The organism is Ruegeria sp. AM5, from assembly GCF_056540645.1.
The window spans coordinates 759,939-779,338 of the sequence record NZ_JBQFXC010000001.1 but is presented as its reverse complement, the minus strand read 5'-3'; the positions used below and the strand labels follow the sequence as shown (position 1 = coordinate 779,338).

Below are 19,400 nucleotides of genomic sequence, written 5' to 3'. Positions count from 1 at the left end.
TGAATACCATCCGATTGTCAAAGTGCAAGCAGAACCGCGTGGCACACCGAATTGGCGCTTCAAGAGCGGTGTGCAAGTGGTTGAAACCAAACAGTGGGTATTTTCTGTCGCATTCCGTTAGACTAGGGCTGAGCGCCGCCGCTTTTGATTCGGGTAGGCGAATATCAGAACGAACCTTGATAAAGAGGTGACACAGGCATGAGTCAGATCGAAGAACTACAACGCCGTATTATCACCGCGATGGAGCGGATCGGTAATGGTGTCGAGGCCTTGCACGATGCTGGATCCGCAGCCGGTGATGATACGTCGCTGCGAACGGCGCTTGAAGAAGAGCGGGTGGCCAATGCCCAGCTTGAGGAACGGCTGAAAACGATCAAAGAGAGGCACGCGCAAGAGATTGACGCGCTGCGTGCGCAACCGGCACCGAGTTCGGAAGTGGATGCGCTGCGTGCGCAATTGGCCGAGGCGACTTCTCAGCTCGCCACGGTTGAGGCTGCGCGGGCCGAGTTGGCGGATGCCAAGGCTGCGCTTGAAAACACGGACGAAGTCGAGGGCTTGAAGGCAGAGATTGAGACTCTGCGCTCACATCAGGGCGCCGCAGAAGAGGCCAATACGTTGCGCGCGCAGGTCGAGAAACTGACCCCAATCGCGGATCGCGCGGAAGAGATGGAGGCCGAATTGGCGCGTCTGCGGGCTGAACTGGTCGATAGCGAGCGGTTAACCGAACTCAATGCCGAGCTTGAGATGCTGCGCGCGGAACGGGCTAGCCATGGGGCCGCGATGTCCCGGTTGGATGATGATTTGCAACGGCTTCGCAATGCAAACGATCAGCTCCGAAGCGCTGTCGATGAATTACGCGCCGCCGCAGAGGACGGTGTCACGGATGCTGACATGCTGAACCGGGCCACGACAGCCGAATTAGAAGCCATACGTGCCGCGCGCGCGTCGGACGCAGCCGAAGCGCATGCGGTCCTGGCTCGGCTTGAGCCATTGCTAAGTCATGCCAATCTGGCCGAGGGAGAGGTGGAATAATGCCCGAAGTAACCATTCATATCGGTGGCCGCGGCTTTGATGTCTCGTGCCAGGACGGTGAAGAACCGTTTCTGCAAGCGGCAGCCAGACTGCTGGATGATGAGGCTCAGGTTTTGTCGGACCAGATCGGACGTATGCCGGAATCGCGGATGCTGCTGATGGCGGGACTCATGTTGGCAGACAAGGCAGCCGCGCATGAAGATCGCATGAAACTGGCCGAGGCCAAGCTGGTTGAATTGGAGACCGAATTGAAGCGGCTCCGCAGCCAACCGCAGCCGGAACCTGAACGGATCGAGGTCGCGGTAGTGCCGCCATCTGTCACGGATACGCTGGCTGAAATGGCGGCGCGCGCCGAAGCCCTGGCGGCAGTCATTGAAGAAAGGACGGCCTAATGCCGATCGCCCGAATGGCCTTTTGCGCGGCCGTCGTCTCGCTGACTGGCACGATGGCAAAGGCCGATATCGACATTCTGTCCGTGACGTTTACCTGTGAAAACAACACGCAAGTGCCGGTGTCCTACTTTAACGCCTCAAATGGCGATGGGGCGGCTGCGATGATGATCGATGATCAGTTGATCCCCATGAAACAGGTTCCAAGCGGCTCGGGCATCCGGTATGAATCCGTCGGAGGGGCAGGGACATACACCCTGCGCTCCAAGGGGTGGGATGCCACGATCAGCCATCAGGCCGAAGGCGACACAGCCCCGGAACTCGTATTGTTCAAGGACTGTAGCAGCCGATAGCTTACGCGTTTGCTTCGCGGATTTTGTCCGCAGCGTCTTTGTTATAGCCCACACTGTTTTCATCGAACAGTGTGTCTAGCTCACCCGACAGCGTCATTTCAGTGATAATGTCGCAACCGCCGACAAACTCGCCTTTGACATAAAGCTGAGGTACGGTTGGCCAGTCGGAGTAGTCCTTGATGCCCTGGCGCACAGCTTCGTCAGCCAGAACGTTCACATCGGTGTATTCGACACCCATGTAATTCAGAACACCGGCCACCCGGGATGAGAACCCGCACTGCGGCATCTCTTTGGTGCCTTTCATGTAAAGCACCACATCGTTGGCTTTGACGGTTTCGTCGATCTGGGTCTTAACGTCGCTCATCTTGCTTTTCCTTTTCATCCGCTTGCGCGGCGGTCGTTCGGTTATCGGGCAGTTCAGGTGCCCATCCTTCTTCTTCAAGCCGCCGGTGTTCTGCTTGTGCAAGCGTCACCGGATCAAGCCCGTATCGTTCAATTCCCCCAACCTTGCTAAGCGTATCGGGGTCAGGGCGCATATCCGACAGTTTTCGTTTTCTGTTGCGTTTGACATAGGCTTCGATGAGGGCGGCGACAACTATCAATGCACCAAGAAGAGATATCCAGAAGGGCCAGCCACTCATCTTTTCAAAGCCACTTAGGCGCTTTTTTGAAAGTAGTTCTGTGTCATTCAGGTACCTTCGTCGTCAACGCCAGCGCGTGCAATTCCCCATCAGATCCATCCATCTTGCCTTTCAGCGCAGCGTAAACCGCACGCTGTTGCTGAACGCGGTTTTTGCCGCGAAAGCTTTCGTCCACGACCATGGCGGACATGTGCACGCCATCGCTGCCACCAACCTGAATTTCCGCATTGGGAAAGCTTTCGCGCAGCAGGGTTTCAATCTCGTGGGCGCTCATCGGCATGTAGGTTCACTCCTGTAGGTCTTTCCCAAGATGTAGAGTGATGGGAGCGGGCGTGCAAGATGTCGAGCATCTTTCAGATACGCGAATCCCGCGCCTATGGAAGACGCGGGAATTCTGGAATTCGGAAGAGACGATTTATCAGGCGACCGCGGCGGCAAAGCTCTGACGGAAGGTCTCGGTCAGTTCAGCCAGCGGGGCTTCGGAATTGCCGATCTTCACGCTGTCACCGGTAAACCGGCCAACCGAGACCAGCGGGACACCGGCCTGACCGGCCGCGATCATCAGCGCCTCGGCCTGATCAAAGTTACAGGCGACCAGATAGCGGGCCTGATCTTCGCCGAACAGGAACTCGGTCGACGCATCGTCGAGGCAGATACCAACGCCGGCGGCCTCAGCCAGCTCAAAAGCCGCCAAAGCAAGCCCGCCGTCGCCCAGATCGGTGCAAGCCTTGATCATTTCGCGGTTGGCGCGGATGAACTCACCATTGCGCTGTTCCGCGTCCAGATCGACATGCGGCGCGTCGCCATCTTCCCGGTTGAAAACCTCGGCCAGAAGGGCGGACTGACCCAGATGACCATTCGTCTCACCGATCACCAGTACGACATGACCTTCGCGCACTTCGTTGCCGATAATCTCATCGGAATGTTGCAGCAGGCCGACCGCGCCGATGGTGGGCGTCGGCAGGATCGCCTGACCGTCGGTCTCGTTATAAAGTGAGACGTTGCCCGACACGATGGGCATATCCAGCGCGCCAACGGCGGCACCGATACCCTGGATCGCGCCGACGAACTGGCCCATGATTTCGGGCTTTTCGGGGTTACCGAAGTTCAGGTTGTCTGTGGTGGCAAGCGGTTTGGCCCCCACGGCAGTCAGGTTGCGATAAGCCTCGGCCACCGCTTGTTTGCCGCCCTCAACCGGGTTTGCGCGGACATAGCGCGGGGTTACGTCGCTGGTGAAGGCCAGCACCTTGTCGGTGCCATGCACACGGACCATGCCAGCGCCCAGACCCGGCGTGCGGGTCGAATCCGCCATGACCATGGTGTCGTATTGTTCATAGACCCATTGCTTGCCCGCGTAGTTGGGCGAAGAGAGCAGGGCGCGCAGACCATCGATCGGATCGATCTGGGGGACATCCGTCAATTCTTCGGCTTCCGGGGTTGGTTCCCACGGGCGGTCGTATTCAGGCGCGGTCGAGGACAGTTTTGACAGGACCAGATCGGCTTTGACCTCACCATTGTGCATGATCAGGAAACGGTCTTCGGCAATAGTTTCGCCAACGATGGCAAAGTCCAAGTCCCACTTCTCGAACACGGCGCGGGCCTCAGCCTCAAGCTCGGGTTTGAGGACCATCAGCATGCGTTCCTGAGACTCCGACAACATCATCTCATAGGCCGTCATGTTCTCTTCGCGCTGAGGCACGTTTTCCAGATCAAGGCGCACACCAAGGCCGCCCTTATCGCCCATTTCCACGGCAGAACAGGTCAGGCCCGCTGCGCCCATGTCCTGGATCGAGATCACGGCACCGGTCTGCATCAGTTCCAGCGTCGCCTCCATCAGGCGCTTTTCGGTGAAGGGGTCGCCGACCTGAACGGTGGGGCGTTTTTCTTCGATGGTGTCATCGAATTCGGCCGATGCCATGGTCGCACCACCCACGCCATCACGACCGGTTTTTGCACCCAGATAAACGACGGGCATCCCAACGCCGGACGCGGCCGAGTAGAAAATCTTGTCACTGTCAGCCAGACCAGCGGCAAACGCGTTCACAAGGCAGTTGCCGTTATAGGCCGGGTGGAACCGAACTTCGCCACCCACGCAAGGCACGCCGAAGCAGTTGCCGTAGCCGCCAATGCCTTCCACCACGCCATTCACCAGCTGGCGCGTCTTGTGGTGGCCGGGCTCACCAAAGGACAACGCGTTCATCGAGGCGATGGGCCGCGCGCCCATGGTGAAGACATCCCGCAGAATGCCGCCCACGCCGGTCGCCGCGCCCTGATAGGGCTCGATATACGAGGGGTGGTTGTGGCTCTCCATCTTGAACACTACGGCATGACCGTCGCCAATATCAACGACGCCCGCGTTCTCACCGGGGCCGCAAATGACCTGAGGGCCCGAGGTTGGCAGCGTGCGCAACCATTTCTTCGACGACTTATAAGAACAATGCTCGTTCCACATCGCTGAGAAGATGCCAAGTTCGGTAAAGGTCGGCTCGCGCCCGATGATCTCGAGGATCATGTCGTATTCCTCGGGCTTGAGCCCGTGTGCGGCAATCAGATCGGGTGTGATGGCGGGCTCTTGCATCTTCTGTCCTGTGTCCAAGTGGGCCGAGATTGCGGGCCTTTTAGGGCAATGGGCCGCCTGAGGAAAGGGCCAAACCCGCACAGGGGCTATCAGACAATAAAAAACGGAACCGGCCACAAGACCGGTTCCGATTTCTAATGCTTAAGGCGTGGTTTCAGCTAGCGGCTGAAACGTGTCGAAGCCTCGGTGTCAGGCGGGGTCTTGCCCCTTGTTGACCGCATCAGCGGCGGCTGCGCCGACGGCTGCTTTTTGTTCTTCGGTCATGTTCTCGGCCTCATCCAGCCCCGGGATGGCGACACGCACCTCGCGGCGGGCAAAATCGATACCGTTTGCGTTGAACGCGGCTTTCACCCGGTTGAAGATTTCCTTGCGCAGGGTGAACTGCTTGCCCGGTTTGGCCATGAACTTTCCGCGGATGATCATGCCGACATCGTCAAAGTCGAACACACCCTGAGATTTGAAGGGCTGCAGGAAACCATCCTTGTGAACCTCGTCCTGCATCATCTCGGCACCGATCTTCTTGAAGATCTTCTTGACCTTGTTGGGGTCGGTGTCGAACGGCACAGTAAATTTCAACTTCATGATCACCCAGTCACGGCTGAAGTTGGTGAGCTTTTGAATCTCGCCATAAGGTATAGTGTGGACTGGACCACGATGGTGGCGAAGCTGCATTGAGCGGATCGAAATTTTCTCGACCGTTCCCATGGTCCCGCCGACATCGACATATTCGCCGACGCGGAATGCGTCATCGATCAGGAAGAAGATGCCGCCTACGATATCGGCCACCAGTTTCTGCGCACCAAAGCCGATGGCCAGACCCAAAACACCAGCACCAGCCAGCAGCGGCGTGATGTTGATGCCCAAGGCGCTCAGGGCTAGTAGGCCGAAGATCACCGAGATGGTGACTTGTGCGGTAATCCGCAACAAGGGCAGGACGGTCGCCAGACGCGAACCACCTGCGCCGCCACCTTCTCCGCCGGCTTCTTCATCCAGCTCCTCGGCCGCTGTCTGTTCCTTGGCCAGACGACGGTTAATCCATAGCGAGACGATCTCGTTCAGGATGTAGCCGACAGCGATGATCAGCAGGAACTCGATGATTGCGCCGCCAACTTCGGCACCGATACCTGCGGACGCAACATGGCGCAGATCAAGCTGCCAAACACGGGAAATCATGAAGACGACGAAGAGGCCAGCAATCACCCGACCGATGCGAATATAGCTGCGCTTGGCCGATCGATAGGCGCGTTCTGCTAATGGCCCTTCGCCCGACATTGGCGGCTGCAGGTGACGCACCAAACCACGTATCAATGTATCAAGTGCAGGTGCAATCAACAGCCAGAACATGGTTGTGAAATGCGCTCCACCGGACAACACGCGGATCAGCGCCGGGTTGCGTTGTGCCACCAGGAATTCGACCAGCAGCCAAATCACGACAGAAACGCCGATTGCAAAATACGGGTAATACCGCGCGACTTCTTCGTCGAACTTGGTGTGGTCCGGGTCGGTACCCAGCATCATCTGTGACAAACCTTCGCGCGCTGTCCAGGCGATTATGCCAATATAGACGTGGATTGCAGCGTTCAGCCAGAAACCGATGCGCGTTTGATCGCCGGTAACCCCGTTCAGCGCGTTGAACCTTAGTACGAACAAGGTAAAGCCGATAAGGATCAGCAGACCGATCAGGTTGCGATGCAGGTATTTTGCCCAGTGGTCGTCAATGTTTACCAATCGGAATTGTGGCTTTTGCGGCGCAAGAACAAAGCGCGAGACTGCTGCCCCCAGACGCGGCACCCAGATTAGGTAGAATACAAATGGGGCTGCATAGATGATCTGCTCGGGGCTCAGCAATCCTCGGCCAATCGCCCGAATGACGACGTAGAATACGATAAGCCCTGCAATTTCGCGGCAAAATCGGCGGAACAGGTAGTTTACAGCGCCTCTGAGATCAGCGTCACCCGAGGGCTCGGTTGCCTCATGCCAGCGGCGGGTCAGGAAAATGAATAGCTTCTCAGCAATGAAGCCGACTATCAGGACCGAGAGCACCAGCCCCATTAGCGTCAGAACACCAGCGCCCCCCAATTTGTCAGAGAAATTGCTAAATGCAGTGATTTGCGCACTGATGATATTGGGAACTGTGGTCAGAACATGTGTCCAGGATGCGACCATTTCTGCCCAGATCTCATTGAGCTCGGTCAGCGGGTCTTCCTGACCTTCCTTTTCCGCCGCTTGCTTTTCGGCAACAGCGTCAAGGCGTTCCAGAAGGATTGCCCGTACCTGGTCGTCAGACATGCGCGCAACCAGATCATCAACCTGTTCTGGCGTCAGATCTTCGGGAATTTCAACTGTAGCGGTTGTGCTTGTGTCTTGTGCATGAAGTGGCACGGCCAGGAACAAGACTGAAATCATCGCCAACAATAGGCGGAATGAGTGGAACATGAATTAGCCCTCGAACACGAAATTTAGGTGTTTTTTCGGGATCATAGGCCTACGCGTTGGATTTTCCCAGTGCTTTCCACTGAATTGCATCAGCCTGGCGCAAAAAAAAGGCCGAGCACTAAGCTCGGCCGTAGTCCAACAGGGAGGTATGAAGATGATGAGCGTTTCAGCATCACCGCCTTCATGTGCTCATTTAGGGATCAGTTTATTAACGATCAAGGTCTATTAGCAGACCCCGGCGTCATGCCCGCTATGCTTTGAGTGCATGGCTATAGCTTGCCCAATTGCCTTAGCTGTTTGCGATGGGCGATTATCTCATCCTGCACAAAGTCCCGAAATGCCGCTATCCGTTTGGAATGACGCAATTCTTCGGGGTAGGCGAGGTAAACCGGCACATCAGCACTTTCGATGTCTGACATGACGGGGACCAGATCCGGGAAGTCCTCTGTCACATAATCAGGAAGTACTCCGATACCCAGATCATGCAGCACGCCCTGAAGAACGCCGAAATAGTTGTTTACGGTCAGCAACGAGCCGGGATTGTATGTCATAAGGTGACGAACCATCGACGCACTTGCCCCAACCTGAGGGGCTGCGGGCGTTTGGCAGATCAATCGGTGCTTGGAAATGTCTTCCAGCGTTTCAGGCGCCCCACCATGAGCATCCAAATAGCTGCGCGTTGCATAGAGCAGCATCTGCACAGTCATCAGCCGTTTGCGCACGAGATCGGCCTGGCTGGGCTCTTTCATGCGGATGGCCACATCGGCTTCACGCATTGGCAGATCCAATACCCGCTCTTCAAGCATGAGGTCGATATTGAGGTCAGGATACTGTTCATAGAGCTTCGGTAGGCGCGGGGCGAGCCACAGCGTGCCGAACCCGAAGGTGGTGGTCACCCTCAGTACGCCAAAGACCTCATCTTCACTATCCCGGATGCGCGCTGCAGCGGCATCCAGACGTTTCAGCATGGCCGTCGTGGCATCGAACAGCAATTCGCCTTGTTCTGTCAGAATCAGGCCGCGTGCATGGCGGTGGAACAAGGTTGCATCGAGTGATTCTTCAAGCGCGCGGATCTGACGGCTCACCGCGGATTGAGATAAATTGAGCTTGTCTCCCGCGTGTGTGAGGCTGCCAGCGTCTGCAACCGCGTGAAATATTCTGAGCTTGTCCCAATCCATCGCCGCAACTTTCGTTATCCTCGCGCAGCCCTATATGAAACAGGTAACAAATTCCACAATGAAACCCGGAAATCGTTACGGAATAGAGTAAAATCACTATACAGGTCAGTATTTATGACCTAATATGCACGAGAATAAAGCACACTAATCCGACGAGGGGAGACGTCAGATGAGTCAGCCGAAAATTTCACTCAACGACCGGTTCGACCTGTCCAAAAGCCCGGTTCTTTTGAACGGCACGCAGGCACTGGTGCGTTTGATGCTGATGCAAAAAGTACGAGACACTGCGGCGGGATTGAACACAGCAGGTCTGGTCACAGGCTATCGGGGGTCTCCGCTTGGGGCTGTAGACCTTCAGATGTCTCGTGCAGAAAAGCAACTTGCCGAAAAGGATGTCACCTTTCAATTCGGATTGAACGAAGATCTGGCCGCAACCGCATTATGGGGCAGCCAACAGGCGGGGCTGCGTGGCGACGGAAAATTCGATGGTGTTTTTGGACTCTGGTATGGCAAGGGGCCGGGCGTAGATCGATCCGGTGATGTGATGCGCCATGCCAATATGGCGGGCACGGCGCAACATGGCGGTGTATTGATGGCCATGGGCGATGACCACACGGGTGAAAGCTCCACCGTTTTACATCAGTCGGAATGGTCACTGGTGGACATGTATATGCCCGTGGTCAGCCCGGCAGGTGTGCAAGAAATCCTGGACTATGGCATCTATGGATTTGCGCTCAGCCGCTTCGCCGGGGTCTGGGTCGGGCTGAAAACGATGAAAGACACGATCGAAGTGACTTCCGTCGTAGATGGCCGCCCTGACCGAATGCAGCTGGTCACCCCTCAATTCGATATGCCAGAGGGTGGGCTGAATATTCGGCTGGGTGATACGCCGCATCTGCAGGAAGCGCGCGTAATTGACCACAAGCGCTTTGCGGCAGAGGTCTTTTCGCACGCCAACAAGCTAGACAAGAGGGTCTGGGGAAAACCGGGCGCCAAGATTGGGTTTGTGGCGGCGGGTAAGAACTGGCTTGATCTGACTCATGCCATGTCTCTGCTGAACATCAACGCGGATGAGGCCGAACGGCTAGGCATTACCACCTATAAGATCGGTCAGACTTTCCCTTTGGATATGAAGGGCTTCCACGATTGGGCTGAGGGGCTGGATCTGATCGTGATCGTCGAGGAAAAGCGCAAGCTGATCGAAGTTCAGGTTAAAGAAGCGATCTTTGACGACCGTCGTGGGCGCCGTGTTTATGGCTGGTACAAAGGCGGCGCGGGGACGCTGCACCGCGAAGAACTGTTCCCGACCCGAGGGGCGCTTGACCCGATCATGATTGCCGAGAAGCTGGGTGAGATCCTAATCGAAGAGGGGCGCGATACAGATGGCGTTCGTGCGGGACTGGAGGCGCTGTCCGAAGCGCGCCGGGCTGACAATGCGCAGGAAATCGCGGTGCGTTTACCATACTTTTGTTCTGGATGTCCGCATAACAGTTCAACCAAGCTGCCTGATGGCAGCCGAGCCTATGCCGGGATTGGCTGTCACTACATGGTGCAGTGGATGGATCGCGAAACCACCGGTTTCACCCAGATGGGCGGCGAAGGGGCGAACTGGATTGGCGAGGCTCCGTTTTCAACCACACAACATGTGTTCCAAAACCTCGGCGATGGCACCTATAACCATTCCGGCGTGCAGGCGATCCGGGCGGCACTGGCTGCAGGTACAAATATCACCTTTAAGATCCTCTATAACGACGCCGTTGCGATGACCGGAGGTCAGGAGAACGAAGGTGGGCTAAGTGCCGAACGCATCGTCGCCGAGGTCCGCGCGATGGGTGTCAGCAACGTCGCTGTCGTTTACGACGAAAAAGAAGATGTGAATTTTGGTGCGTTGACTTCGGGCGTTGAGACGTTCGAGCGTTCAAAACTGATGCAGGTTCAGGAAAAATTCCGCGAAATCGATGGTGTATCGGTCATTGTTTATGTCCAGACCTGCGCAGCTGAAAAGCGCAGGAGACGCAAGCGCGGCACGTTCCCCGACCCCGATAAGCGAGTGTTCATAAATACCGATATCTGTGAGGGTTGCGGAGATTGCGGCGTTCAGTCGAACTGCGTTTCCATCGTACCGAAAGAGACCGAACTTGGCCGCAAGCGTGCGATTGATCAGTCAAGCTGCAACAAGGATTTTTCCTGCTTGAACGGGTTCTGCCCGTCTTTTGTAACCGTTGAAGGGGCGAAAATCCGCAAAGAGGCGACGACCGACCTCGACTTGCCCGACCTACCGGACCCCGTTTTGCCACAGATCAACGGCACCCATAATGTCGTGATCACCGGCGTTGGTGGCACAGGCGTTGTCACCATCGGGGCGGTTCTGGCGCAAGCCGCACAAATCGACGGCAAGGGTGCCGGTATGATGGAAATGGCTGGCCTCGCACAGAAGGGCGGCGCCGTACATATCCATTGCCGTCTGGCCAACCGGCCCGAAGATATCAGCGCGATCCGTGTTGCCACCGGCGAGGCGCATGCGCTGATCGGCGGTGATCTGGTGGTATCGGCCGGGGCCAAGACGCTTGGCCTCACGCAAACCGGCCAGACCGGCGCCGTTGTGAACAGTCATGAGATTATCACCGGTGACTTCACGCGCGATACAGAATTCACAATCCCCAGCGATCAATTGCAGCTTGCGCTGCAGGCGCGGTTGAAAGATGGGGTGTCCCTTTTCGATGCCACCGATCTGGCGCGAGCCGTGATGGGCGACTCGATCTATTCCAATATGATGGTCTTTGGCGCAGCCTGGCAGCGTGGTCTGCTACCGATCAGTCACCAAGCGATAATGGGTGCTATTGAGTTGAATGGTGCGGCGGTCGAGCGCAACAAACGCGCCTTTGAAGTTGGTCGCTGGGCGGTGACCCACCCTGACGACGTGGCTAATATTTTGCGCCCCAACGTGGAAGAGTTGCCAAAGACCCTCGATCAAGTGATCGATTTCCGCGCTGCGCACCTGATCGACTATCAGAATAAGCGGTTGGCGAAACGTTATCGCAAGCTCGTCGACAGCGTTGAAGATCAACACGTTCGTGAGGCTATTGCCAAAGGCTACCATAAGCTTTTGTCATATAAGGATGAATATGAAGTCGCCCGATTGCTGCTCGACAGTCGCCAGAAGGCGGAGGCCGAGTTTGATGGTGACTTTAAGATGACCTTCCATCTTGCGCCGCCAACCCTGGGGACGAAGGGCGACAATGGACGCCCGGCCAAGAAAGCGTTCGGAGAGTGGTTTCTTGGTCCGTTGAAGGTTCTAGCCAAGCTGAAAGGTTTGCGCGGCACTCCGCTGGATATCTTTGGCTACACGACAGAGCGCAAAATGGAGCGTGCTCTGATCCGCCAGTATGAAAAGGACATGAAAGAGGTTTTGCCCAGTCTGACGCCCGAAACCAGTGATGCGATCGCGGCCCTTGCGGCTCTGCCATTGGACATTCGCGGTTTCGGTCCGGTTTTGGTCGCCAATGAGGCTAAGGCTGCGAAACGGCGCGAGGAATTGTTGGCTGTTATTCGCGATGGCGGGCCTCAGATGAAAGCTGCGGCAGAGTGAGGCTTTACAAGCTTGTCATCAAACCTATGCAAAATGTCTACCCGGCCTTATCTAAGCGGCAGCAAACCGGAGTAGCCAATGCCCTCGCGTCATCACGTCGCTCGTGACATCTCTTACGCCCATTCCGCAGAAACGCGGAGCGGGCGTATAGTGATCAAGCTGATGGAAAACACGACCGGTCGTCTGCGTCTTATCCGCCGCGCTGACGGGTATGAGCAGGAGGTCGCACAGGGGCGTGATTTTTGGTCCGTAATGGTGGATCGATATGGGCTGACATTAGACGTGGTTGGCGGTGCGTTGTCGAACATCCCAAAAGATGGGCCATTGATCCTGATTGCGAACCATCCTTATGGCATTCTAGACGGGCTAATAATGGGACACATCCTGTCTCAGACTCGGACAGACTTTCGCATTCTCGCCAATCATGTTTTTCGCAAAGCTGAAGACCTGAACAGCATCGTGCTGCCTATTTCGTTTGATGCCACAAAAAATGCGATGAAGCTGAATCTTGCGACCCGCAAAACCGCTCTGAACTACCTAAGCGATGGTGGTGCAATCGGGATCTTCCCGGGTGGCACCGTCAGCACTGCGGCCAAGCCATTTTCTCATCCGATGGATCCAGGGTGGCGCGGATTTACAGCGCGGATGGTTGCCAAATCCAATGCGACCGTTGTGCCGGTTTTCTTCGATGGTCACACCTCGCGTTTGTTCCAGATTGCCAGCCATCTACACAACACTCTGCGGATGGGGTTGCTGATCAAAGAGTTCAAGAAACGTGTCGATACCCCTGTCCGAGTGGTTGTAGGAGACCCCATTGGGCGCGACATTCTGGACCCGCTGGGCAAGGATACGCGCAAGATGATGGATTTCCTGCGCAAAGCCACGTATGAGCTGTCTCCAGAGCCATTGAAGTCTTATGACTATGGCTATGAATTCGAGGAACGGCATCGCGCCTGAAGGGGCAAATGGCAGTAGGTATCTTTGATTCCGGATTGGGTGGTTTGACCGTCCTGAACGCCGCGCAGAAACGTCTGCCCGACGTTGATTTCCTTTATTTCGCGGACAGCGCGCATGCGCCTTATGGTGTGCGCGATGCCGAGGATATCTTTAACCTGACACGAAACGCTGTGCAGGACCTTTGGGATCGCGGTTGCAATCTGGTGATTCTGGCCTGCAATACCGCAAGCGCCGCCGCCCTGCGTCGGATGCAAGAAGCGGGCGTGCCAGAAGGAAAGCGTGTACTGGGCGTATTTGTGCCTTTGATTGAGGCGCTGACTGAACGGCAATGGGGCGACAACTCTCCACCGCGTGAGGTTCAGGTGCAGCATGTTGCGCTGTTTGCGACGCCCGCGACAGTGTCGAGCCGTGCGTTTCAGCGGGAGCTGGCGTTTCGGGCGATAGGGGTTGATGTCGAGGCGCAAGCCTGCGGCGGGGTTGTGGACGCCATCGAAGAGGGCGACATGATCTTGGCCGAGGCTTTGGTACGCAGCCATGTGGATGCTCTGAAGCGCAAGATGCCGGAACCGCAAGCAGCCATTCTGGGCTGTACGCATTACCCGCTGATGGCAGAGACGTTTCAGCAGGCGCTCGGACCGGATGTGAAAGTCTATAGCCAGGGTGATCTGGTTGCGGAAAGCCTTGCAGACTACTTGCAACGGCATCCGAATATGCTGGGTGAGGGCACTGATGGCTTCCTGACAACGGGTAAGCCGGGCGTTGTGACGGATCGCGCGACTCAGTTCCTCCGACGACAAATCACCTTTGAAGCCGCCTGACCTAGGTCAAGGACGGCGCTTTTCCGATTCCGTAATTCGTTGACCGTCACAGCGGCGGTCACCCCATGTGACACATGAATGAAAGAGGTCTGACATGACCCACAAAATCGCAATTCTTGGCGCTTCTGGTTACACCGGCGCGGAACTCGTGCGGCTGATCGCCGGGCATCCGAGTATGGAAATCAAAGCTCTGGCCGCCGAGCGGAAGGCTGGACAGACAATGGCGCAGGTATTTCCGCATCTGCGCCATATGGATTTGCCGGCGCTTTGCAAGATTTCCGAGATCGACTTTAGCCAAATCGACCTGTGTTTCTGCGCTCTGCCGCACAAGACCAGTCAGGAAGTCATTCGCGAACTGCCCAACACCTTGAAAATTGTTGACCTGTCAGCAGATTTTCGACTTCGCGATGGCGACGAATACAAGAAGTGGTATGGGAATTCACATGCCGCGCTTGGGCATCAGGAAGAGGCGGTTTATGGTCTGACCGAGTTCTACCGTGACGAAATCCGCGGCGCTCGGCTGGTTGCCGGGACCGGATGCAATGCCGCGACGGGTCAGTATGTGCTGCGTCCGCTGATATCGGCGGGTGTGATTGATCTGGATGACATTATTCTGGACCTGAAATGCGCGGTCTCGGGCGCAGGTCGGGCGCTGAAAGAGAATCTATTGCACGCAGAACTCAGTGAAGGGGCGAACGCATATGCCGTTGGCGGGACGCACCGGCATCTGGGCGAGTTTGATCAGGAATTCACGGAACTGGCTGGAAGAACCGTGCATGTGCAGTTCACACCGCACCTGATCCCAGCCAACCGGGGTATTCTGGCCACAACCTATGTAAAGGGTGACCCGCAGAGCGTGTATGAGACACTTCAATCGGCCTATGAAGCCGAGCCCTTTATTGAGATGCTGCCATTTGGCGAGACGCCCTCAACCCACCATGTGCGGGGGTCGAACTTCTGCCATATCGGTGTCGTTGGAGATCGGATCGAACGCCGTGCAATCGTGGTGGCAGCATTGGATAACCTGACAAAAGGTAGCAGCGGGCAAGCCTTGCAGAACGCCAACCTGATGTTAGGTGAGGATGAAACCCTGGGTCTGATGATGGCCCCCTTGTTCCCGTGAGGACGGTATGAAAACGCTTAAGAAACGTCGTCGTGTACAAGTCATTCTAGTGGCTGTTGCGGCCCTGATACTGGCGACGGGTCTGATCGGATATGCGATGCGTGATGGCATCAACTTTTTCCGCTCACCCAGTCAGGTGATTGCAGAACCGCCGAAACCGACCGAGGTGTTCCGTATCGGTGGATTGGTCGAAGAAGGTTCGATCATTCGCGGGCAGGGTGAGACTGTGCATTTCGTCGTGACCGACGGCGGTGAAAGCGTAAAGGTCGCTTTTACCGGTGTTCTGCCTGATCTGTTCTCGGAAAATCAGGGTATGGTGGGCACCGGAAGTTATGTGAATGGAGTCTTTGAAGCCACTGAAATCCTTGCGAAACACGATGAAACCTACATGCCCAAAGAGGTTGTGGACGCATTAAAAGAGCAAGGCGTTTATCAGGAATCAGGCGATAGCTGAATGCAGCATCGCTGAATGCCATTGGCGTTAAAATTTCTAAACAGAAGAAGCGGGGCGTTGCGTGCTAAGGTAGGCAGCGCCCTTTGTTTTGCAGTGGTGTTAACGAAATTGTCCGACCGTTTACCAAAGTTTGGCAGAGGGGGCGGCAATGCGGACAGTGCGGCAGATTGCAAAAGGGATCGTGGCGCGGGAAGGTGGTTTTGTGGATGATCCCGATGATCCCGGTGGTGCCACGAAATACGGTGTGACGATCTATACCATGCGCCGATTGGGTCTCGATCTGGACCGAGATGGTTCGGTGACGCAACAAGACGTGCGCATGCTTAGCAAAGCGCAGGCCGTCGATATTTTTCTGGAACACTATTTTGAGAAACCACGCCTTCAGGTGCTGCCGGAAGCCGTACAGGCATCCGTGTTCGACATGTACGTCAATGCAGGAGCTCAAGCGGTGAAAATCCTGCAGAACCTGCTGTGGCAGATGGAGTATGACATTACGGTTGACGGGGTCATCGGCCCTCAGACTGCGCAGGCGAGCCGCGAGGCGGCTAGTCCAAAGCCTCTGGTGTTTCGCGATGCCTATGGGGTCGCAAGACGAAACTATTACTTCCGTTTAGCAGACCGGCGGATCGCTCTTCGCAAATATGCCAGAAATCGCGCGGGCGGCAAAGGCGGATGGATCAAGCGTGCCGAAGAGTTTTTATCGCCCAAGTATCATCTGAGCGAGGACGCGTTTCAGAAAAGGGTTTCAGGATGGGTTTGATCTCGGGTTTGTTGGCGCTCTTGTTTGGCGGAGGTCGCAATGTGGTTCGCGAAACTGCGGAAGTGTTTCGCGAAAATGTAGAAAGCGGTGCCGAGCGTTCTGTCGAACTGCGCGGTGCGGCCATGGCGCAATTCGGCACTGAATTCCAAGCTCCAAGCAAAACCAGGTTTGATCGATTCATGGATGGGCTGAATCGCCTTCCGCGACCGGCGCTGGCTTTGGGAACATTGGGTTTGTTTCTGGCCGCCATGATCGATCCGCTGTGGTTCGCAGCACGTATGCAGGGAATTGCGCTGGTGCCAGAGCCACTGTGGTGGCTGTTAGGGGTGATCGTGTCGTTTTACTTTGGCGCGCGGCATCAGATCAAAGCGCAGGATTTTCAAAGAGAAATCAGCGCGACAATGCTGAGGGCGCCTGAGGTGATCGCCAATCTTGAAACGATCCGCGGGTTGCGCGATGACAGTCCGGGTGTCGCCGATACTGGCTCGGACGCATCGTTGGCCGAAGCAGTCAACCAGCCGGATTCGAACCCTGCATTGGAGGACTGGAAGCGGCTACGAAAGACCTGAGGCGCGACATTATGTGCGGTGATCCGAGGCGAATGTGAATGGCACTTGCACCGGTGCCGCAGTATAAGCAGGCCATGATTACAGAACTCGGCCATTTCGCACTTATCTTAGCCTTCCTCGTTGCCATCGTCCAAACTGTGGTGCCGTTGATCGGGGCTGCCAACCGTTGGAACGGGTGGATGGTTTTCGCTGAACCGGCCGCCATCACGCAGTTCATCTTGGCCGCCTTTTCCTTTGGTGCGCTGGTCTGGGCGTTTACCACGTCTGACTTCTCGTTGCGGATCGTGGTCGAGAATAGCCATTCGGCAAAACCGATGCTCTACAAGATCACCGGGACCTGGGGAAACCATGAAGGTTCGATGCTGTTATGGGTCCTGATTGTAGCGATATTCGGCGCGATGGCCGCCATATTCGGCGCTGGCTTGCCTCCGACCTTAAAGGCGCGGGTGCTGGCCGTTCAGGCCGCGATCGGAGTGGCTTTCTATGCCTTTATCCTCTTCACATCGAACCCGTTTGACCGACTGCCTCTTCCTCCGTTCGATGGACGGGACCTGAACCCGCTGCTGCAGGACCCCGGTTTGGCCTTCCATCCGCCATTCCTGTATCTGGGCTATGTCGGCCTCAGCATGGCGTTCAGTTTTGCCGTTGCTGCATTGATCGAGGGCCGGGTGGACGCGGCTTGGGGGCGTTGGGTTCGGCCTTGGACATTGGCGGCTTGGGTCTTCCTGACGATCGGTATCGCGCTTGGATCCTGGTGGGCCTACTACGAATTGGGCTGGGGCGGGTTCTGGTTCTGGGATCCTGTTGAGAACGCCAGCTTTATGCCTTGGCTACTGGCGGCCGCTCTATTGCATTCCTCCATCGTGGTGGAAAAACGCGAGGCGTTGAAAAGCTGGACGATCTTGCTTGCGATTATCGCGTTTGGGTTTTCTCTGATCGGGACCTTTATCGTGAGATCGGGGCTGCTGACTTCGGTCCATGCTTTTGCCAATGATCCTGAGCGTGGCGTATTTATCCTGTTCATCCTGATCATCTTTACCGGCGGTGCGTTGACCCTGTTTGCTGCACGCGCGCAGGCGATGGAGGCGAAGGGTGTCTTCGGAATGGTCAGCCGCGAAAGTGCTTTGGTTCTGAACAACATCTTGTTGGCAGTTAGCTGTTTTGTCGTATTCTTTGGCACAATGTGGCCAATGGTGGCCGAGATGGCGTTCGATAGAAAACTCTCGGTGGGCGCGCCGTTCTTCAATGCTGCATTTACACCATTCATGGTCGCCCTCGGAATCGTTCTTCCCGTCGGCGCAATGCTGCCTTGGAAGCGGGGCAAGCTAAGCCGGGCGACATGGTCTTTGCGCTATGTATTTGTGCTGGCGGTCACGATCGCGATACTGGTCTGGGTGATGCAGACCGGACGCAGCGCATTGGGACCCGTGGGCTTGTTCCTGGGGGCGTGGATCACCTTCGGCGCCATCGTCGATCTTTGGAGCCGCACTGGCCGCAAAGGCAGTTTTGGACGCCTGTTTCGACTGCCCGGCGCAGACTGGGGTAAGGCGGTGGCCCATAGTGGTTTGGGTGTCACCATGTTTGCCATCGCAGGCCTAACCGCTTGGGAAGTGGAGGATATTCGTGTCGCTCAACCGGGTCAGCCTTTTGATGTGGGGCAGTTTACGTTGACGTTGCAAGATGTGCGTCAGGTACAGGGGCCGAACTATTTCTCAACCATGGCGGATGTGCTTGTTGAGAAGGACGGGCGCTATATCGCGACCCTTAACCCGGAAAAGCGCGACTACCCTGTGGCACGGATGCCGACAACTGAGGCTGCAATCGACTACCGCTTTCTGCGCGATCTATATGTTGTGATCGGGGATCAACAAGCTGATGGCGGCTGGGTGATGCGAACCTATATCAAACCTCTGGCCAACTGGATTTGGGGCGGATGTATCCTCATGGCTCTGGGCGGTGTGCTCAGCCTGTCGGATCGCCGTTTCCGTGTTGCAGCCGGTGCACGGAAAACGCCTGCAAGCGGGGTTCCTGCCGAATGAAGCGCCTGCTTGTTATCCTTCTGCTGATTGCATCCCCCATCATGGCTATTCAGCCGGATGAAGTGCTTGACGACCCGGCGCTCGAGACACGAGCACGGGATATCAGTACCGGTCTGCGCTGCTTGGTGTGCCGGAACGAAAGCATTGACGAAAGCAATGCTGAACTTGCGCGTGATCTGCGTATCTTGGTGCGAGAACGTCTGGTTGCGGGGGATACTGATCAAGAAGTTGTGGACTTCATCGTTGATCGCTATGGCGAATATGTGCTGCTGAAACCTACCGCGACCGGCGCCAATCTGTTGTTATGGCTGTCGGCTCCCGTCATGCTGCTGATAGCGGCCGGCATGGGGTGGAACTTTTTGCGCAAGCGTGCGCAGCATCAGGAAGTAGCGCATTCAGAAGGCCTTAGTGAGGAAGAACAAGAGCGTCTGCGCCGAATTCTGGAAGACTGACGCGCGGTTCTTCTTTTCCTTTTTCCACATTT

General features: G+C 56.3%; 18 protein-coding genes. 12 read left to right on the top strand and 6 right to left on the bottom strand.

Annotated features, from left to right (window positions below; translation table 11 throughout):
• Nucleotides 1-198: 198 nt before the first annotated feature.
• Genes ACR0AH_RS03980 through ACR0AH_RS03970 form a run of 3 tightly spaced genes read left to right on the top strand, consistent with a single transcriptional unit; the run spans nucleotide 199 to nucleotide 1,774 of the window.
• Nucleotides 199-1,032: a coiled-coil domain-containing protein gene (locus ACR0AH_RS03980; protein WP_170393184.1), complete on the top strand. Its 834-nt coding sequence runs from the start codon at nucleotides 199-201 to the stop codon at nucleotides 1,030-1,032.
• Nucleotides 1,032-1,424 (top strand): cell division protein ZapA, encoded by a 393-nt coding sequence (locus ACR0AH_RS03975; protein ID WP_170393183.1) that lies wholly within the window; start codon nucleotides 1,032-1,034, stop codon nucleotides 1,422-1,424. Before ACR0AH_RS03980 ends, ACR0AH_RS03975 begins: the two co-directional genes overlap by 1 nt.
• Nucleotides 1,424-1,774 (top strand): MliC family protein, encoded by a 351-nt coding sequence (locus ACR0AH_RS03970; protein ID WP_170405544.1) that lies wholly within the window; start codon nucleotides 1,424-1,426, stop codon nucleotides 1,772-1,774. The genes ACR0AH_RS03975 and ACR0AH_RS03970 overlap by 1 nt, the downstream gene beginning before the upstream one ends.
• Before the next feature lies 1 nt (nucleotide 1,775).
• Here ACR0AH_RS03970 and grxD read toward each other — a convergent pair whose 3' ends face one another.
• The 6 genes from grxD to ACR0AH_RS03940 all read right to left on the bottom strand — a co-directional run bounded on the left by grxD (nucleotide 1,776) and on the right by ACR0AH_RS03940 (nucleotide 8,607).
• Entirely contained in the window at nucleotides 1,776-2,138 is a 363-nt protein-coding gene (gene grxD / locus ACR0AH_RS03965; RefSeq protein ID WP_170393181.1) for a Grx4 family monothiol glutaredoxin, read from the bottom strand.
• Nucleotides 2,125-2,415: a hypothetical protein gene (locus ACR0AH_RS03960; RefSeq protein WP_170393180.1), complete on the bottom strand. Its 291-nt coding sequence runs from the start codon at nucleotides 2,413-2,415 to the stop codon at nucleotides 2,125-2,127. The genes grxD and ACR0AH_RS03960 overlap by 14 nt, the downstream gene beginning before the upstream one ends.
• 43 nt (nucleotides 2,416-2,458) lie before the next feature.
• Nucleotides 2,459-2,695 (bottom strand): BolA/IbaG family iron-sulfur metabolism protein, encoded by a 237-nt coding sequence (locus ACR0AH_RS03955; protein WP_170393179.1) that lies wholly within the window; start codon nucleotides 2,693-2,695, stop codon nucleotides 2,459-2,461.
• A gap of 138 nt (nucleotides 2,696-2,833) precedes the next feature.
• The gene (gene purL, locus ACR0AH_RS03950) at nucleotides 2,834-4,993 is read right to left on the bottom strand and encodes a phosphoribosylformylglycinamidine synthase subunit PurL (protein WP_480590500.1); all 2,160 of its coding nucleotides are present in this window, start codon (nucleotides 4,991-4,993) and stop codon (nucleotides 2,834-2,836) included.
• A 189-nt stretch (nucleotides 4,994-5,182) separates the two neighbouring features.
• Nucleotides 5,183-7,429, bottom strand: a complete 2,247-nt coding sequence (locus tag ACR0AH_RS03945) for a mechanosensitive ion channel family protein (protein WP_480590497.1) — start codon at nucleotides 7,427-7,429, stop codon at nucleotides 5,183-5,185.
• A gap of 269 nt (nucleotides 7,430-7,698) precedes the next feature.
• Entirely contained in the window at nucleotides 7,699-8,607 is a 909-nt protein-coding gene (locus ACR0AH_RS03940; RefSeq protein WP_170393176.1) for a LysR family transcriptional regulator, read from the bottom strand.
• Nucleotides 8,608-8,776: 169 nt separating this feature from the next.
• Here ACR0AH_RS03940 and ACR0AH_RS03935 point away from each other — a divergent pair, with 169 nt between their 5' ends.
• From ACR0AH_RS03935 to ACR0AH_RS03895, 9 genes are all read left to right on the top strand, one after another.
• Nucleotides 8,777-12,196 carry an indolepyruvate ferredoxin oxidoreductase family protein gene (locus ACR0AH_RS03935; protein WP_480590494.1) on the top strand — a complete coding sequence of 1,140 codons (3,420 nt, stop codon included), beginning with the start codon at nucleotides 8,777-8,779 and terminating at the stop codon, nucleotides 12,194-12,196.
• 78 nt (nucleotides 12,197-12,274) lie between these two features.
• Nucleotides 12,275-13,153, top strand: coding sequence for a lysophospholipid acyltransferase family protein (locus ACR0AH_RS03930; protein WP_480590491.1), 879 nt, complete (start codon nucleotides 12,275-12,277; stop codon nucleotides 13,151-13,153).
• 8 nt (nucleotides 13,154-13,161) lie between these two features.
• Complete coding sequence (murI, locus tag ACR0AH_RS03925; protein WP_170405556.1) at nucleotides 13,162-13,971, top strand: glutamate racemase; 810 nt, start codon at nucleotides 13,162-13,164, stop codon at nucleotides 13,969-13,971.
• 94 nt (nucleotides 13,972-14,065) lie between these two features.
• Entirely contained in the window at nucleotides 14,066-15,094 is a 1,029-nt protein-coding gene (gene argC, locus ACR0AH_RS03920) for an N-acetyl-gamma-glutamyl-phosphate reductase (protein WP_170732103.1), read from the top strand.
• Nucleotides 15,095-15,101: 7 nt separating this feature from the next.
• Nucleotides 15,102-15,548, top strand: coding sequence for a cytochrome c maturation protein CcmE (ccmE, locus tag ACR0AH_RS03915; protein ID WP_170405562.1), 447 nt, complete (start codon nucleotides 15,102-15,104; stop codon nucleotides 15,546-15,548).
• A 148-nt stretch (nucleotides 15,549-15,696) separates the two neighbouring features.
• The gene (locus tag ACR0AH_RS03910) at nucleotides 15,697-16,308 is read left to right on the top strand and encodes a holin-associated N-acetylmuramidase (protein WP_480590486.1); all 612 of its coding nucleotides are present in this window, start codon (nucleotides 15,697-15,699) and stop codon (nucleotides 16,306-16,308) included.
• Nucleotides 16,299-16,877: a holin family protein gene (locus ACR0AH_RS03905; protein WP_170595715.1), complete on the top strand. Its 579-nt coding sequence runs from the start codon at nucleotides 16,299-16,301 to the stop codon at nucleotides 16,875-16,877. The genes ACR0AH_RS03910 and ACR0AH_RS03905 overlap by 10 nt, the downstream gene beginning before the upstream one ends.
• A gap of 74 nt (nucleotides 16,878-16,951) precedes the next feature.
• Entirely contained in the window at nucleotides 16,952-18,916 is a 1,965-nt protein-coding gene (locus ACR0AH_RS03900) for a heme lyase CcmF/NrfE family subunit (protein WP_480590863.1), read from the top strand.
• Entirely contained in the window at nucleotides 18,913-19,368 is a 456-nt protein-coding gene (locus tag ACR0AH_RS03895) for a cytochrome c-type biogenesis protein (protein ID WP_170405571.1), read from the top strand. Before ACR0AH_RS03900 ends, ACR0AH_RS03895 begins: the two co-directional genes overlap by 4 nt.
• Nucleotides 19,369-19,400 lie beyond the last annotated feature (32 nt).

What these genes read in the sequence shown, in the direction of transcription:
- ACR0AH_RS03980 (WP_170393184.1), top strand. Translation starts at nt 199, where the DNA reads ATGAGTCAGATCGAAGAACTACAACGCCGTATTATCACCGCGATGGAG.
- ACR0AH_RS03975 (WP_170393183.1), top strand. Translation starts at nt 1,032, where the DNA reads ATGCCCGAAGTAACCATTCATATCGGTGGCCGCGGCTTTGATGTCTCG.
- ACR0AH_RS03970 (WP_170405544.1), top strand. Translation starts at nt 1,424, where the DNA reads ATGCCGATCGCCCGAATGGCCTTTTGCGCGGCCGTCGTCTCGCTGACT.
- grxD (WP_170393181.1), bottom strand. Translation starts at nt 2,138, where the DNA reads ATGAGCGACGTTAAGACCCAGATCGACGAAACCGTCAAAGCCAACGAT.
- ACR0AH_RS03960 (WP_170393180.1), bottom strand. Translation starts at nt 2,415, where the DNA reads ATGAGTGGCTGGCCCTTCTGGATATCTCTTCTTGGTGCATTGATAGTT.
- ACR0AH_RS03955 (WP_170393179.1), bottom strand. Translation starts at nt 2,695, where the DNA reads ATGCCGATGAGCGCCCACGAGATTGAAACCCTGCTGCGCGAAAGCTTT.
- purL (WP_480590500.1), bottom strand. Translation starts at nt 4,993, where the DNA reads ATGCAAGAGCCCGCCATCACACCCGATCTGATTGCCGCACACGGGCTC.
- ACR0AH_RS03945 (WP_480590497.1), bottom strand. Translation starts at nt 7,429, where the DNA reads ATGTTCCACTCATTCCGCCTATTGTTGGCGATGATTTCAGTCTTGTTC.
- ACR0AH_RS03940 (WP_170393176.1), bottom strand. Translation starts at nt 8,607, where the DNA reads ATGGATTGGGACAAGCTCAGAATATTTCACGCGGTTGCAGACGCTGGC.
- ACR0AH_RS03935 (WP_480590494.1), top strand. Translation starts at nt 8,777, where the DNA reads ATGAGTCAGCCGAAAATTTCACTCAACGACCGGTTCGACCTGTCCAAA.
- ACR0AH_RS03930 (WP_480590491.1), top strand. Translation starts at nt 12,275, where the DNA reads ATGCCCTCGCGTCATCACGTCGCTCGTGACATCTCTTACGCCCATTCC.
- murI (WP_170405556.1), top strand. Translation starts at nt 13,162, where the DNA reads ATGGCAGTAGGTATCTTTGATTCCGGATTGGGTGGTTTGACCGTCCTG.
- argC (WP_170732103.1), top strand. Translation starts at nt 14,066, where the DNA reads ATGACCCACAAAATCGCAATTCTTGGCGCTTCTGGTTACACCGGCGCG.
- ccmE (WP_170405562.1), top strand. Translation starts at nt 15,102, where the DNA reads ATGAAAACGCTTAAGAAACGTCGTCGTGTACAAGTCATTCTAGTGGCT.
- ACR0AH_RS03910 (WP_480590486.1), top strand. Translation starts at nt 15,697, where the DNA reads ATGCGGACAGTGCGGCAGATTGCAAAAGGGATCGTGGCGCGGGAAGGT.
- ACR0AH_RS03905 (WP_170595715.1), top strand. Translation starts at nt 16,299, where the DNA reads ATGGGTTTGATCTCGGGTTTGTTGGCGCTCTTGTTTGGCGGAGGTCGC.
- ACR0AH_RS03900 (WP_480590863.1), top strand. Translation starts at nt 16,952, where the DNA reads ATGATTACAGAACTCGGCCATTTCGCACTTATCTTAGCCTTCCTCGTT.
- ACR0AH_RS03895 (WP_170405571.1), top strand. Translation starts at nt 18,913, where the DNA reads ATGAAGCGCCTGCTTGTTATCCTTCTGCTGATTGCATCCCCCATCATG.